Below are 16696 nucleotides of genomic sequence, written 5' to 3'. Positions count from 1 at the left end.
TAAATAGCAATTTACGTGATTAATAAATTACCCATTACCCATTACCAATTACCAATTAACTAAAAACTTGATATCAGTCGTGCTTTCCTGAGAATAAACTTGAGTATTGTTTCCTCACGAGAAATGATGCTAGCTTTACCTTCCATCCCCGGAAGTAAAGTACACTGATTAACACCTTCTCCCACATGCAAAGTTTCAGGTATGATAGTAACTTCATAGGCTGCCCCAATGGATGAGTTTCCGTCGTCATTAGTGTTATTAGGTAAAGCATCCGGTGCAATACTTGCAACCTTACCTTTAAGAGTGCCAAAGTCAGGATAAGGACAAGCAGAAACCTGCATTTGTACTTTTTGTTGCGGTCTTACTTTATCAATATCTTGAGCTGCAACTTTAGCCTTGATTCTTAATGGAGCATCGCTAGGAGCTATATTTGCAATTACTTCTCCGGAACGCAACACTTGCTGTGGGTTACGCAGATTTAACTCCAGTACAGTACCAGCGACGGGAGCGCGAATGATAGTTAATGCTAGGTCTTTCTCTACTTGTTTGAGTTCCCTCATATCGCGCTGTAATTTTTTTTCTAATTCCAGACGGGATATAAATAAAGTTTGTAGTTCTTTGTTTAAAGCGGCTATAGTTGCTTCACCTTTAGCTTTAGCTTGTTGGATTCCTTGTTGGGAAATTAAGATATTTGCATTACTTGGATCGACAGCAGTTTTGGCTCTAATAACATTGGCTTGAGCAATATTTAAAGCTTCTTCTGTTTCAGCCAATAAGGTTTTGGCTGACGATTTTGCTTGTTCTAATTTTGCTTGGGCTGCTTTAACAGTTTGTTCTTTTTCTTCAAAATAATTACGTGAAATAGCTCCTTCTTTTAATATTGGTAACATCCTATCTCTTTGGGCTTTAGCTAATCTAAAAGAAGCTTTGGCTTCTTCGATAGTTGCTTGTAAAGCTTTTTCTTTTTGGAGTCTTATTAATTTCGACTGGGCAAATTTCTCACTAATTTTCGCTTGTTCTAAGTCAGCATTTGTAATATTTTTCCGGTCTTGATAGGATCGTTCATTTTTTTGCAGATCCGCATGAGCTACTGAAATATTGTGCTCCATTAAGCTTTTTTGGGCGTGCATCTGCACTCTTAATTCTCGGATCTGAGCATTCATCTGTCCTATTTGTAAACGAGATTCTTCGATGGAATCTTTTAGTTGTTCTTTGCGGATTCGCAGACGAAAATCATCAATACTAGCAATTGTTTGTCCTAATTTGACTACTTGATTTTTACTAACTTTAATTTCTTGAACTTTTCCATCAATTGCAGTTTGTACTAAGCGTAATTCTCCTGCGGGACGAATTGTAGCTAAGGTTTTGACTGCAACTCTATATTCTAGTACCGAAGAAGCTGTTACACCACAAACAAATAAAATAACTAAAAATCCTCCTCCGATGGTTAACCAAGAACTAATTCGAGGAAGAAATTCATTTTCCTGAAGCTGCGGGATTTGATTTGATGTTGGTGTGTAAGAGTCCATGAAATTTATAGTTAAAGTATTTAATCAAAATCATTTGCCAATTTAGAAACCATTGTTTTAACGTTAGAGAGATATTTTCTTTTTCGAACCAAGACTATACTTGTGAGATAAATTAGCCATGTTTGTCAGACTATTTTTATCAAAAGCTAATATACTATTGTCAAAGCTATTAGCTGTAAATAGTAAAAACATCGAAGGCATTAAATTACTACTTAAACTTGGAAGATTTTTAGAAATATTTGTAGTAATTGTTCCAGATTTAAAGGAGTTAGGAGAACTACCTATTAAATTTCGACCACTACTATACAAATCAGAATTACTATAATCAGCGGAATTAAAGCTAAACACATCACTATTTAAGAAAGCATAATCACCAATTCCTGAATTTCCAATTTCAAGTAAATTATCTTTTTCTGTCAAAGTATTGATGGAAGAATCAGATGTAAAACCTTCTAAATTTTTAAATTTATTTCCTAACGTACTTATAGAGGTCAATGCGAGGGAATCTAAGTCTATCGCTCCCAACTGGGAATTTAAATTACCTCCATTTAAAAAACTATTGATATATAAATTATTGAGATTTTTATTTCTAGCACTAAGATTAGTGAACCAATTATTACTATCATCAGTTAACTGAATTCCAGAAGGATTATCTAATGGTAATCCCCCAGAATTTAAGTAATTGAAAGCATAGAGATTGGTAAATTCAGTTAACCTTGAATTTAATCCCAAACTGGGGGATACATCTATCGATGAGCTTGCAAAAACTGAACCTGTAGAGGAACCTGAAGATAAATTTGAAAACGCAAAATCCGGTACATTTTCAGTATCAGTTGGAGTAATACCCAAAATTGAACCAATCAATTCTTCAGTGCTACCAACGTTACCAGAAAGAAAATTGAATTTTGTATTATATATTTCCCTATGATAAGCACTAGTACTAAAACCAAAACTAGCACCAAAATTATTTTCTAATAAACCTTTGAGATCTGACTGCTTTAGATTTGTAGAAATATCACTAATTCTCTCCCAAGATGCAGATAAACCTGCTTGACTACCTGCGATTCCTGAAACCGTGTTGAGGGACAACCATAAATTATCGGAAGAACCTAAAGACTCATTAACGAAAAAGCTATTACTAATATTCTGAGCACTGAAACTTGTAATACCTTGATTTTCTTTTCCGGATAGAATCAAAGGTGACGATACTTGCTTTGAGAGAAAAATACCACTTAAAGCTTCAGTATCTATATTCATAGAAAGTGCAGATGATGTAAACGCACTACCAAGGAATCCAGAAATCCTAGATACGTCCGTTTGCTGAAAATCAGCAGAATAATAAGTGAAACTTAAACCAAAATTACTAATATTTGTTTGTTTGTTCGTTAACTGAGTTCCAAATTGATTATTCCCTGGGATTAAATGTGATAAATCTAATTTTGATGATGTTTGAGGGAAGAATATACCACTAACCGCAACAGTATCTACGTCCAAAGACCAACTTGATGACCTTGCGATACTACCCGCAGACCCATAAATATTAAAGGTCTCCGTTCCTTGAATATTTGCAGAATAATGGGTGATGCTTAAAGCAAAATTGTTTATCTTGTTATTATCTAATACTTTACTTACTTCATCTTTATACTTTGTTGGAAGCGTAGCAAATATTTCAGAATGAAGCAGTGCTTCTGTGGATGAAGAGTCACCTGAAATCAAAATACTACTCGAACCAATACTTTCTGCACTTAGAGAAAATGTAGATGAACCCAATAAATTATTTAAAGAGTTCTCGATATTAAAATTTTCAACTACAGATATCTGAGTGGAGTTATATGCGCTAACGATATTAGAGTTATCTATAATATTATCTTCATTATTAGATAAATATGATTTTTTATTTCCGGTTGTAAAACCACCAGAGATTACTGACTGTTCCTGTTCAGACAGTTCTACAAATAAGCTTGATAGCGGAACATTTCTTCTGGACATCTTGACACCTCAGGTTAATAATTTAGTCAAGATTTATAAAAATTGTTTGATAATACTTATGTTGTAAGCTTAAAATTTTTCAAAAATTTGAATTCTCCAAAAATTGGAATTCTCCAAAAGTTTGAATTAATCACGCAACTTTAAAATATATAATTTTTGGTTAATCTCAAAATATTTAAAATATAATAAATGGTTTTAATGCTATAAAATAAATAGCTAAATCAAGGATGAATCTAACACAAAAAGGACAAGGAGAAAGATAATATTAGTTAAATCATCTTTCTCAAGAATCTTTCAAAGGTACTATAGATACAACTATTTAACCAATAGTTAAACGATTTATATCTGTCTCTTCAACTTTAGAATCATTTGCAGATAAATTACCATTTTCATCAGATTTAGAAAATCTATCAGAACTCTCCTCTCTTTGGTAAAAACTAGTTTGGTTAATTTCTAAACCAAATAATTTTCCGAAAGGAAATTCTACATATGAAAATCTTGGTATTTTATACAACGAGGATTTACCACCACTAATAGCTTCTTCTTGAAGACTAGATAATTCGCTTAATGATTCCAATTTATTTAAAGAATGAGACATCAAATTTACCTCACAATATGATCGGAAATCTATTAGAGCGACCAATTAATACCAAAACCTAAACTTCAGTGACATTTACTAATACATTTTCATAACTACGAAGAAGTGTATGAAAATTCCAGAGCTTTTAGCTAACAATATATTTGAATTATGTAGTCAAAAGCTCTGGAATAGCCCAGAAGAAAATAACACTGAAATTTTGTAAATAATCTAGTAATTCATACCGTATCATATGTGAATTACTATGTTGATTTTATCAAATTAATTTACATTTTTTTTAAGGTTGGGCAAAATCATGTGCATCTAAAAAGTAATTTTTATCTTGCTTGAAGTTACCCACCTTTTGAGCTTTTGGTATTGTAGCCTGATAGAATTAGTTACACATCCAGTTAGTAAAATGACTCTTATCGCTTCTAGTGTTTGAATACAATAACATTAAGTCCACTGGTATCAAGCACTTTCTTGCTTAATGCACCACTTGCAATACTACCATCCTTACCAGATGCAGATACTGTTGCTAAATCAACAGACTTGTATAAGAAATCAGTCTTGCTTATACCAATATTACCGATATGATGGCCTAACCCTAGATCGTCACCATTTCCACCAGCAACAATTTCTTCTTGGTCTTCAGATAATTGTACGAACAATTTGGTTTCTTCATTATTTGCAAAAGACATTTTTCTGCCTCACATTAACTTAGGATACTTCAGAAAGGTGAACTTAAGATTTATAATTTTTTTCTTAGCTCTTGACCTTTTCTATATTTGTATTTTTGCAATTTATCTTCTATTTGTCAGTCGGAAAAAATCGGTAATTTCGTCTGAATATTAGTCGGATTAGGTAGGATGATTTTGTTAATTAATACTTTAATAAAAACTATATTTTTCTACTATCAAATATTCTATAAATATTTAGCATATTATATACATATATTGTAATTAAGCGAGTTGATATAACTAATTAACACGCTCGCTACACAAAATTTCTATTGTGTAACGAGCGTGCTATTATCCTAGAATTTTTCCTACAGATTTATGTGATTTTCTGTTATAGAAAAATTCATACTTGCTAAATATTTACTTTTACACACTAAATCTAATCTTCCAAAAAAACCGAAAGACTACCCATTGGCTGAGAATTAGAGATTAACTTTCGTTCTGAATCTTCTTCCAGGAATTCAGCAGTAGTTAGTCCAATATCTTTACCTAAAATCTTAGCAGATTCGGGAGTCGTAAGACTCTTAAAGTCATTAACATTGACTGCTGAATTAGATTCACCACCTGCAATTATTTCTTGTTGCTCGTCAGATAAATCTGCAAGCCATTTACTTTCTTGAATTCTGAACAACATAATATAAACCTCCTACAAAATATTCAAAAAAAAGAGGCACTATTTATGTGCACTTATAAAACTAATGTCTATATTGCTTGAAAATGCCAATCTTTATGCCAATTTTTTTGAACTATCCATATCGTAAGTAACATTAAATTAATCAAATATAGGAATCTGCTTTAATTTATGTAAGAATTTTTAGACTGTAGCTTTTCCTTCAAAGCTGATCAGTATTGCAGTATATTCCCATAACTTCAATAGATTCCCATACTTGCTTGTGAAATTGATTATTTTCTAGCCAACAGCAATAGCATTAATACCACTCGTCTCGATCAATTCTTTAATATAGGAACCACCAGCAATGCTACCTTCAGGACCAGATGCTGAAAATGTATGCAGAACCGAAGCCTTTTCTAGAAAGTCAGTTTTACTAATCCCAAAATCACCTTCAAATTTTTTAGGAAATGAAGAACCTCCAGATACAATCTCTTCTTGTTCCTCAGATAATTGTACGAACAACTTGTTTATCTTACTCTTTATAAAAGACATATTTTGTCTCCTATTCAACCAATAATATAGTTCAGTTAGCAAAGAAAAGTTAGTCCAAATATACTTAAGGACGACAACAAAATTAATCAAAACTGACATTTATTTTGTCTACCAAAAGATATGTACTAACAGATAAAATAAAAACCGATAATTCACTTACTCAAATAGCATCTAAACCTTATCCAAACCTAAACTCAACGCTACATTCCTTAAAGAATTTTTTAGTAGCTAGCGAACTAAAAGTAGAAGCAAGTCAAAACTAAAGCTCCCTTGTTACTCCCCTACAAGAGATGTTAAGACTCCCTTATGAATAGCTTTTGAACTTTTCTATATTTATATTTGCAAAAAAAGCTAGACTTGTCAGTCGGAAAAATTCGGCAATATAGTCTGTAAATAGGTAGGAATAAGTCGGAGCAAATGCTTATGTAAATAAAATTTTATTTTTAGGGAGAAAAATATGTAGAAATGTAACGTTATTTAGTTTATAGAGAATTTATTTACATGAATATTTTAGAGTTTAGGATTGGGAAATGTCTATTGAGAATTGAATGTCAACGATGCTAAATGAATATATTATTAGTCCTTGCACTATCATTCTAATTATCAATCAAACTTGTTTCATGTTTACATAATCCATAATAACTGGTTCTTGTTTAAGTCCAGCAGGGGTTTTCTCAATCAGAGAACGCTGAAGTAAACTTCTCAATGCTTCCATGAATTTACTTCCAGAACTAGATAAACAAGTTTTTTCCTGCAAGCTTTTAATGTCAATAGGAGCTTCACCTAAAGCAATTTGATACATTATTTGCTTTTCTAAACTTGATAAACGCTCAAACTGTCGAGTAAGCAGATTCCGTAAGTCCCTTATTTCTGAAATCTTGTACTCTCCTATTTGTAAAAACTTTGAGATGTTACACTCAAATAATTCTTTGGTTTGAGTCGCTAAAATTTTCAGCATCAAAGGATTTCCAGCATAATACTTCACCAAAAAATTCCAATCACTTTCTGTCGCTGAGAATGGTGAAATCGCCAGTAAAATTTTTTGAATTTCTTTTAGCGGTAAACCTTTAAGGTAAAACGAACGAACAGGTAAGTTTTCCCCTTCTTGAAGTTCTAAGTCTCTGGGTTTTTCTCGCGAGGTTAGTACTAAACAGCTCTGATGCTGAATCATACCGATATATCGAATTAGTTCACCATATCCTGAATATTCTTCCTGATAACAACCTACTTGTTCTCCAGGTTCTAAAACTGACTCTAGATTATCAAAAATTACTAAACAACGGTGAGAGCGAAAGAATTCAAGCAAGAGTAATATTTTCTCTTCCACACTTGTGGGTGAGTCTGCGACTTTAGGATAAGTGAAAAAGTTGAGTAATATTGTTACAGTATCTTCAAAAGCTGGAGCTTTATGCAGACTACGCCAAATGATAAACTCAAATTGATTTTGAACCTGTTTTGCTAATTTAGCAATCAAAGTAGTTTTACCAACACCTCCTATACCTAATACTGTCAACAGTCTACATTGGTCTTTATTAATCCATCCTGTGAGGGTAGATAGTTCCTCATCTCGTCCATAGAAACCAGAAATATCAGGAATTTCACCCCAATACTTTTTCCTATTGTTCAAATAATGACATGGTATTTGATTAGATTTACACAATGCTAATTCTCCAGTAGATAATCGCTGCTCTAAAATCGCCTTAAAATTCTTCTTGTAAACTTTTTGCCCCAATTTTTCGGATACTTGTTTCCATAAATCAGCTGCGACATCTTTAATATGACCTTCCGAACAGTTGATTTCGGATGCAATTTCCTCATAAGTTTGACCTTGCCAAGCTCCCTTAAAAATAGCTCTCTGTAAGTTATTTAAGGATTTTCCTTGTATAGATACAAGTGCAGACTCTGCGAGGTTAAAAGCTCGATTTTCTTCAGATTCAGTAATATTCTTAGATAATACTGGTTTAGACTCGATTAAATCAGTAGATTTCCTTATGATAGAGTAGCTTTCTGCTTCTGGGTATTCAACAAAATTACGTACTTCCGGGAATGTCATTTTTCTAAATCAGTTAGACGACATTAATCAAAAAACGAGTCAAATAAGTAGAAAATTGGTAACAAAGCAAACAATATTCTCTGATATTGCAATACTCTTTTTTATCGTTCCCAACAAACGATAAGTCAAAGTCCAACTTTATTCGCGCTAAACTACTTAATTTCTATTCAATAAATCTTGGATTTTAACTACAAAAGATATTTGACACCAAGTATCGAAAAATTCAAAACTAGGAGTGGAGTCTTATAAATAACGCCCTATAAGGCTGACCGTCCGCTTACGTTCATGATGCTGTTTAAGGGCAGAAAGCACTAACAGCAACGCCAGTTTACCTGGTTGTTCGGGTTGTCAATCATTTACGAAAAAACTAGCCTATAAGTACTCAGTAAGTTCATAGTAAGGAATCAGACTTACACGATTTAGCTAATAAATAATATTGCTTTGGGAGGAGTAACAATCTAATCTCTAGATTTTAATCCTACCCGTTAAATTTGCGTAAGTTCCGTAAGTATGAAAACTATTCTTTTCCTTGACTCTAAATTTATGCAAAGCTTGACAAAAAATGCTTCACATCTGAAGAGTGGAAATAGACTGTAGGTTAAGTCTAGAGAACAAACCTGTTAGTTCTCTAATGATGAATAAGACCGTTGGAGGGAGACAAGGGTTACTAAGAAGTGGATAAAGTTCGGAGGTTATTTTGTAAAAATATCAGTTTTTTTTATCTTATCTTTTTAAGGTGTTGCCTTTCAAAGGCTTATCCTAGTTCGATTCTCATCTTGCTATAATTATTAATCCTCCCAGATCCCACATGTGTCGGTCTTCAGGGGTATCTTCTTTATCTTGACACCAATTCTAAGAAGAAGTTATGTTAATTGGCTATCCTGCAGCTTTCCTGAAACAAAGAAAATTTCCTTGATAAAGATTTTGCTAATGGACAACCATGTTAATGAAAAGTTACATAAACTTCCACTTTTAAATTAGTCCCACAGTAGGCAAATAAATATTTAAATTTGCACCATGACATAGGAAGAAAGTAAGGATAGATACCTCAAATCCCCTTCATACCAACTTACTCAAATTTTGTGCTCTATCAAGTAGCCCCAAAGCTTTAGAGAATCTCTATTAAGTTAGTAACAGCGCATTTTACTAAGAGATACATTATGAGAGATAACTAGATTGATTGGTTTTTATTATCCTGACTATTGGTTATAATCTATAGTTCGGAATAATCTATAGTAAAGATACCAGCGATATTTACCGATCTACTAGCTTATCAATAATTCTCAAAGAATTAGAAAGTACTAGCTACAGGAGCACATAGCTCATAGCCTATACTTTAGAGTGCTAAACTTTATTTGCGATTATTAGATTTTAGAGCCTAACACAAGTTTCTCAAGGCATACTTTATAACATGAGAATTTCTAAATCTTGGTTATTTATCATCGTAGCAAATTATAAGAACTAGAGCGTTGTAATTTTTTGGAAAAGTTATTAAAATCTTTCAATATTACATATTTGTCAATACTTTTAATTTTATGTGACCTATATTTCACAAGGCTTTCAGCTTTTAAACCAAGCAATGAACCTGATACATTAAAAAAAATTACAAAACGGACAATTCAATTACTATATAGTACTAAAGAATACTAAATGTCTGCGAAAACACTGTTTTATTTTTAGTTAATTAAGTCTTGCTTAGCTCAATTATTGTATCAAAATCATAGCGTGAGGTAAGTATTCTGAGTTGTTCGGCTAAAGTTCGGTCGCTACTTGGAATCTGCTCTATTAATTGCAAGACTGAATCTGCATCCACTTCAATTGCTGCTTGATTTAAACTTGCAACCCATTCTTCGGACATCACGCTTAAATCTTTTGAAGTAAGTCTTATTTCTTGACTGGAATCAGAATCTTCCTCTGAGTCTCGATCTTCGGTTTCGCCTTTGTAAATATATTCAACTTCTAAGTACTTACCAATGGTTTCAAAAATAACTTCTTGTTGAAAAGGTTTGTGAACTAAATCATCACAACCTGCAGCTAAAATAGCAGCTCGCTGTTCTTCAAAAGCACTTGCTGTCAAAGCGACAATGGCTGTAGCGTGTTCTTGAGATCGCGCCTTGATTTTCCTAGTTGCTTCATAACCATCCATCAAAGGCATACGCATATCCATCCAGATAAAATGAGGCTTCCATTCTTCCCATTCTTCGATAGCCTCAACTCCATTATTGGCCGTACGTACATCAAAAGCAACTTTGCTCAGCAATTCAGCTAATAAGTCTCGATTTTCTTGACGGTCATCGACCACAAGAATCCGATAATTTTCTTGGGATGGAGCTAATGCAATAACCTGGCGTTTTACAGGTTTATCTGTTTTCGATCTTTTCGCTAAAGCAAGTTTAATTTCAAAGTAGAAAGTAGAACCTTTGTCTAGAACGCTATTAATAAATATATCACCTCCCATCATTCGAATGAATTGACGACTGATAGCAAGCCCTAAACCAGTTCCACCTCTAGTTTGAGCGCCACTTGCAGTTTGTACAAAGGGGTCAAAAATCTTATCTACTTCGTCTGGATGGATACCTTTCCCCGTATCTTCCACTTCAAAGTAAAGGGTACAGAGTTTTTCACCTGGGTATTGTTTGTGCCATGATTTAACCTTTACTCTAAATATAACTCCACCCTTTTGAGTAAACTTGATAGCGTTACCCAATAGATTTATCGACACTTGACGGAGCTTTCCCCGATCGCCAATGACAAAATGGGGTAAATTTGGATCTGTCTCAAATTCCAGTACCAATCCTTTTGCAGTCGCTCGGAGTTGAAACATATCTTTGATGACTTGCAAAAGACGATGCAAATTAAAGGATTCTGGATTTAAAACGGTACGACCGGCTTCAATTTTTGACATTTCCAAAACATCATTAATCAAAGCAAGTAAGTGTTCCCCACTACGGTTAATGGTCGCAAGAGAATTATGCTGTTGAGAGTTGAGCATTTGATCCCGCTCCATCAATTGAGCAAATCCTAAAATTGCATTTAAAGGAGTGCGCAATTCATGACTCATATTAGCGAGAAATTCACTTTTTGCTCGGTTAGCTGTTTCCGCTTCTTGGGCTTTTAATTCTAATTGATGACTATAATCTTCTAACTGCTTACGGGAAATTTCTAGTTGTCGCGATAACCAATACACACCAATTAATAATATCCCCGCCGCTGTTAAGCCCAAAATTACAATGATATTCGCCAGTCTACGGGCTGGAGCAAATGCTTCACGCTGTCCCATTTCTACCAGTAAAGCAAACTCCTGCTCGTTCAACCAACGATATACTCCCAATACTGGTATTTGGTCATAGTTGCTGTAAAGTTCCTCACCACTAAGCCCGAACATCGCCCGATCAATACCATAACTATTAACAGTTCTAAGAGGTTTTTCCCGATGTTCTTTAGAAATAAATATATTGTCATTACCTACAGAACCAACTAAGTAGGTTTCACCGCTTTTTCCTAAACCTGTTTTTTCACGAACAATTTCATCAATTCGCTCCAGGTTAAGATTTGCTAAAATCGCACCTTGACGGACTCCCGAACTGTTTCTCCAAGTCTTTGATAAAGTTACGGTAAGTTTCCCAGTATCGTGGGCTCTATAAAAAATTGGTGTAAATTTATCTCCCCGCTTAACTTTCTCAACATCAGTTATATTTGCTGAAGGTTCATACTTACCTTGACGCTTTTTGTTCGTAGAAATAATTATTTTATTCGTACGGTCAAGAATCGATATTTCTTGTAGATTTGGTTTAACCTTATTAACTTGTGTCAAATACTGGTAAATAATTTCATAGGTCGCTTTATATTCTGATTCAGATATATTCCGTTCGAGAATTTTATTAATCTTAGCTTTGACGTCTGGAAATTCAGTTACTAGCAAAAAATCCCGTTGCTGGTATTCAAACCAACGGGTAATTTCTTCTTCTTTAAGTGCAGCTGCAACTTTAAGCTTATTAAAAGCTGCTTCTTCGAGAGCTTCCCTCGCACTGAAAAATGCAACTCCTCCAACGACACCAACAGTTAGAAGAGATAGTAGCAAGAAGGAACTTGCAATTTTAGTAGTCAGTTGTTGCTTCCAAAATTTCATTTGTCCTTCTCTTCAAGGCTGATTACCGGGTACCCAAAATCAAAAGTGCAGAGTTTAGTCTCAAATTGCTTAACCCTTCACCCTTGATTCGTGATTTTTTACTCTTTTCAGGAAAAAAGTCAAATAAGTAGTTAAAATCAATTAGCTTGTAAAAAACCAACTTTTAAATCAACTAACTTTTAGATCAACTAGCTTTTTAAAAAAGCAACTTTTTAAGTAGACTAACTTTTTTCCCAATCATCAAAAATTTCCTTGATTTTTTTGATGGATTCATCTGCTGCTTCTTCTGGAGAAATTTTATCAACAATAACTTTATTCAGAGCTTTTCCCCAAATATTTTCATCAAGGACTTTACTATAAGCAGGATTTTGAGAAATCTGAAAATAGCGAACTCTACCTTCAGTAAAAGTTTTAGTTGCGGTAGAAATGTGGGGATCTTTGGGATTTGTCCAAAAAGTATCTTCCCATACAGGGTTCAAAACTGGTGAATTGCGACCTCCTGCAGTTCTGAGGTAAGTTTTCAATACTTCTGTCTTTACAACATAACGTAAGAATTCCTTAGCTAATTTCTGATTTTTGGAATCGGCTAAGATCGTTGCTTGCTCAGCCATAGTTAAATGTTCCACTGGCTTACCATTTGGTTTGTTGGGAAACTCCAAAATACCCAGCTTATTTTGGTAAATATCCGGATCTTGACGCACAGCGACAGGAATTGACAGACTGGAGTTAGGAGTCATTAATATCTCCCGATTTAGCAAACTGCGATTATTACCTGGGTTCAACCACTTTAAAGCCGTCGGTGGAATATAGCCCTCTTGGTAAAAGTTTTTGTACCACTCCAACACTTTGATAATACCTTGACGTGTTTCGGGTTTATCAGTCAGAAGTTCCCCTTTGGGACTAACAATTTTTACATCGTAAGCTTCCAAAATTTGTTCGAATAAGTAGTAAGTATCGCCAGCTTCCGGTGAAAGAGTAAACCCCAAACTATAAATATTGGATGTTTCACTAGATTTTTGAGCCCGCAAATCGTCTTGAGCTTTCTTCCAAAATTCCCAAAAAGCATTCCATTCCTGGGGAATATCTTTTTCGCTACGACCAACTTGCTTTAACAAATCTCGCCAGTAATAGATTTGCATTGTCGCTTGGTGAATTGGAACCCCATAATAACTCCGCTTTTTCTCAACGTTGTTATAAAAATTGACTGTTTCTAAAACTGGTTTGGGATAGAGATTTTTCAGCGGTTCAATAATATCAGAAACATCTACTAATTTATTTTCCCAAGCAAGACGTGAATTTGGCGACCTCTCAGCTTTAAAACTCATAACCACATCAGGGGGATCGCCTGCTTGCAAGGATCTGCGAATTTTTTTAGCCAGAGAATCAGTCGTATATAAAAGTAGCTGAATTTGATTTCCGGTTTCTTTTTCCCAGTTACTCACCAGTGTGCGGAGGGCTTCATCTTCTTCTGGGTTGAAACCTTTGTCCCACCAGACTTTTAGTACTTTTTGATTGACTGAATTTTCAGAAGACGGTGAGGAATTTTTTAATTGTTCGTCTCTGCTACAAGCTGTAGCAGTCATAGCAAATACTAAAAACAAACAAATAAATTTAAATATTTTTTGGCGATCACTTCTAGATAAATTTAATTTTGGTTTAAACTGAAAAATCGACAACACTGAAACTCTAAGAACTGAATCTCTAGAAATTAAAACCTTAGGAATTAAAACTTTAGGGATTAAAACTCGAGCGACTCGATTTATTTGTGCATTGCGTATTCTGCGCATATTCATCTATTTAAGGCAGCCAATAAAGTTATTAGATTGTACTTATTAGTAAGATTGAGCGTTGTAAGTCGATTAAATTGAACTTCGACGTACAGATGTCTTCTCAGGGGTATAAAAACTTTACGCAATTTTCAAATAAAAATTACATATATTTACAATTATTTTCGATTTAGTAATTGACTAATACTAAAAATTTTATTTGTTATTCATTGTTATCCCTTCTCTATTTATTCCCGATTACCTTTTAATTTAGGATCGGTCAACAAGGGATATTCAAATATTAATACGTAATAGTAATTTTTCTTACAGATTATCTCTTGAAGTCACCATTTAGTTGCTAGATCGAGCATGGAGTATGACTTGAAGGGAAATTACTTGTGGGAGAAGAACAATGAAAAAAGTGCTGTGGCGAAAATTATTCCTCAAAACCTTTGTCTGGTTGATTACTGAACTTCTACTAAATTTAATTGGAATTGATGATTTAGCTGATTATAGCGAATTTTTATTTGAGAATAGAACATCAAACTCGGCTAGCTTGGGTGTAGCAAATATTGCTTTAGTCTTATGAGGCAAATTATATCAGCTAATACAAGTAAAACTCTTCATATCTGACTTTATCTTTTAAATCCAAGCTAATAAGTGAATATTTTTTGTTTAATTATAATTAAGCTTGTGTAATTATTAATCTTTAATATTCAGTATTTAGTCTTTTCAATTTAATTGCTAATACGAAATAATATTCTAGCTTGAAAAAATCAACTATTAGCAGGCTAAAAACTTGATATTTATTTTTTGTAAATCAGGAAAATTGATTAAATTCTCCTGGATAACAAAATTACAGATACAAATCAAAGTCAAAATATTTATTTTTTCCCTAGTTCTTCCCGATTGTTCTCTAAATTAAAATTATTCAGCTAAGTCAAATATCTTGCACTTGAGTTGATTGGTAATAGCGCAAAACAAGGCACTTAAATCTGTGGGGTTGATATTTTTTAAAATATTATCAACCTCATTTTTATTGATAAGGCACATGTAGCGCTACGCACAAGCCAAAATAGTTGTGCTAACAAAGGTCAAAATATAACTTATAGCAGAAGTCAGGAATCAGGAGACAGGAGACAGGAGTCAGGAGACAGGAGTCAGGAGACAGGAGACAGGAGTCAGGAGTCAGGAGACAGGAGTCAGGAGACAGGAGACAGGAGACAGGAGTCAGGAGACAGGAGACAGGAGACAGGAGACAGGAGACAGGAGACAGGAGACAGGAGACAGGAGTCAGGAGACAGAAGTAGAATCGGCTTTATAACTGACTTTCAGTTTTTGAACTGTACTTCACTTAGTTGCAATCCGCTATATAATTATTTCTTTTTTTGTTTGCGATATTCCCAAGGGTCAATAAACCTTTTATCGCTCCAAACACCCTTTTGATTGGCTTTTGCTCCTCCTTGGGCTTGTTGAACAAAGATTTTGCTAGGACAATTTTTTAAGTAGGGAGGATAAACAACAGCTAATCCTTCACTGACCAACACTTCTTGGACAAAAGTACCATCAGGTAGCCTTACTTCTGCAACGCTGCGTCCATATCGGTCTTTATCAGTTACGTCTAACCTCACGCGATTTCCTGCACCACTTACTAACTCTTGTAAACGCTCCTGTGCTTTTTTACCCCATTTAAATTGACTGCGATCGGCTAAACGCCGACTTTTCTTTTCTTTGTTTGTATGGGGTATCTCCGGTGCATCCACACAAGCAAAACGCACGCTAATTTTTTCTCCATTGGGATCGGTTAACGCTAGGGTATCACCATCACTGACTCGTCGAACTGAATATTCTGGTGGACCAAAAACCTGATCGCATCCAAAGGTTCCAAATAGCAATACAGTTATGCATACCAATATGGTTATTTGTCTTTTGAACTTAAGATTCGGTGCTATGTACTTCAGTACTTTACGTTTGAATAATTTATCCATTCATCTTCTTCCACGAGTTCGTCCGTGGTGATGATAGCAATAATTCTTCTGTTTTCTGCCTTTGAAACGTATAGATTGAGGATACTTGTAGCAATTTAATCCAGATAAATATATGTGTATTTTTAGGAACAATCTTTCAGCTCTCGAGAATTTTTATAGATAAAGCTTGTTATATTATGGCTTTTTTGATTCAAGTTATTTGTCAAATAATTAATAATATTTCTTAATTATTAAATTATGACGTCTGAGTAACACTCTGTCTTGAAAGATAAATTAATAAAAAGTAACAATTAATGCAGAACATAGCAAAAGGTACCACATAGATTATGAGAGTGGAATTTGGCCAAAAAAAGACACCGTCTAGTTTTTAAATCAAATTCTAATTTACATCCACAGTACTCAATGATTGGATTAAAAGAATTATTTGATCAGCATGAATTAAGTTATACAAATATGTAACTTGCGGCACAAAAACAACAGTTTTATTGACATAAATTATTAATTGCGTATAATGATTTCATTAGTTTACTGGTAGTTGTATTTACAAGGAGGACAAGCATTTAAGATAAATCTTGCAATCTGAAGCACAACAAAAAATAAATACACTCAGTAGTAATTTTCAACAAATTATTTTCAACGAACAATCCTGACAAAATAACGATTCAAGTAAGCCTCTAAACTTGAAACTGTATAAAAAACTTCTAGCAGATAAAAATTACTGATGGGTATTTATCTCGAACAAATTTAAATAAAAAATTAC

General features: G+C 33.9%; 11 protein-coding genes. 1 reads left to right on the top strand and 10 read right to left on the bottom strand.

Annotated features, from left to right (window positions below; translation table 11 throughout):
* Positions 1–59 precede the first annotated feature (59 nt).
* The 9 genes from BC008_RS19040 to BC008_RS19000 all read right to left on the bottom strand — a co-directional run bounded on the left by BC008_RS19040 (position 60) and on the right by BC008_RS19000 (position 13969).
* Entirely contained in the window at positions 60–1529 is a 1470-nt protein-coding gene (locus tag BC008_RS19040) for an HlyD family secretion protein (RefSeq protein WP_058182985.1), read from the bottom strand.
* A gap of 63 nt (positions 1530–1592) precedes the next feature.
* Complete coding sequence (locus BC008_RS19035; protein WP_027843477.1) at positions 1593–3518, bottom strand: hypothetical protein; 1926 nt, start codon at positions 3516–3518, stop codon at positions 1593–1595.
* 319 nt (positions 3519–3837) lie between these two features.
* Positions 3838–4116, bottom strand: coding sequence for a hypothetical protein (locus tag BC008_RS19030; RefSeq protein ID WP_058182984.1), 279 nt, complete (start codon positions 4114–4116; stop codon positions 3838–3840).
* Between the two features lie 413 nt (positions 4117–4529).
* A complete protein-coding gene (locus BC008_RS19025) occupies positions 4530–4796 on the bottom strand; it encodes a CTB family bacteriocin (RefSeq protein ID WP_036265540.1) in 267 nt (88 codons plus the stop codon).
* A 418-nt stretch (positions 4797–5214) separates the two neighbouring features.
* A complete protein-coding gene (locus BC008_RS19020; RefSeq protein WP_027843478.1) occupies positions 5215–5469 on the bottom strand; it encodes a hypothetical protein in 255 nt (84 codons plus the stop codon).
* A gap of 276 nt (positions 5470–5745) precedes the next feature.
* On the bottom strand, positions 5746–6000 hold the full coding sequence (locus tag BC008_RS19015; RefSeq protein WP_027843479.1) for a CTB family bacteriocin: 255 nt from the start codon (positions 5998–6000) through the stop codon (positions 5746–5748).
* Between the two features lie 607 nt (positions 6001–6607).
* Positions 6608–8053, bottom strand: a complete 1446-nt coding sequence (locus BC008_RS19010; protein WP_058182983.1) for an NB-ARC domain-containing protein — start codon at positions 8051–8053, stop codon at positions 6608–6610.
* Positions 8054–9737: 1684 nt separating this feature from the next.
* A complete protein-coding gene (locus BC008_RS19005; protein ID WP_027843480.1) occupies positions 9738–12182 on the bottom strand; it encodes a hybrid sensor histidine kinase/response regulator in 2445 nt (814 codons plus the stop codon).
* A gap of 221 nt (positions 12183–12403) precedes the next feature.
* The gene (locus BC008_RS19000) at positions 12404–13969 is read right to left on the bottom strand and encodes an ABC transporter substrate-binding protein (RefSeq protein WP_082650457.1); all 1566 of its coding nucleotides are present in this window, start codon (positions 13967–13969) and stop codon (positions 12404–12406) included.
* Between the two features lie 391 nt (positions 13970–14360).
* On the opposite strand from BC008_RS19000, the gene BC008_RS50590 reads away from it, so the two are divergent.
* The gene (locus BC008_RS50590) at positions 14361–14537 is read left to right on the top strand and encodes a hypothetical protein (RefSeq protein ID WP_201026066.1); all 177 of its coding nucleotides are present in this window, start codon (positions 14361–14363) and stop codon (positions 14535–14537) included.
* A gap of 787 nt (positions 14538–15324) precedes the next feature.
* Here the strand turns inward: BC008_RS50590 and BC008_RS18995 are convergent.
* Positions 15325–15936 (bottom strand): thermonuclease family protein, encoded by a 612-nt coding sequence (locus tag BC008_RS18995; RefSeq protein WP_058182982.1) that lies wholly within the window; start codon positions 15934–15936, stop codon positions 15325–15327.
* Positions 15937–16696 lie beyond the last annotated feature (760 nt).

This window comes from Mastigocoleus testarum BC008 (assembly GCF_001456025.1).
GTDB lineage: Bacteria > Cyanobacteriota > Cyanobacteriia > Cyanobacteriales > Nostocaceae > Mastigocoleus > Mastigocoleus testarum.
The sequence above is the reverse complement of the archived record's forward strand: the minus strand, read 5'-3'. Positions and strand labels throughout refer to the sequence as shown.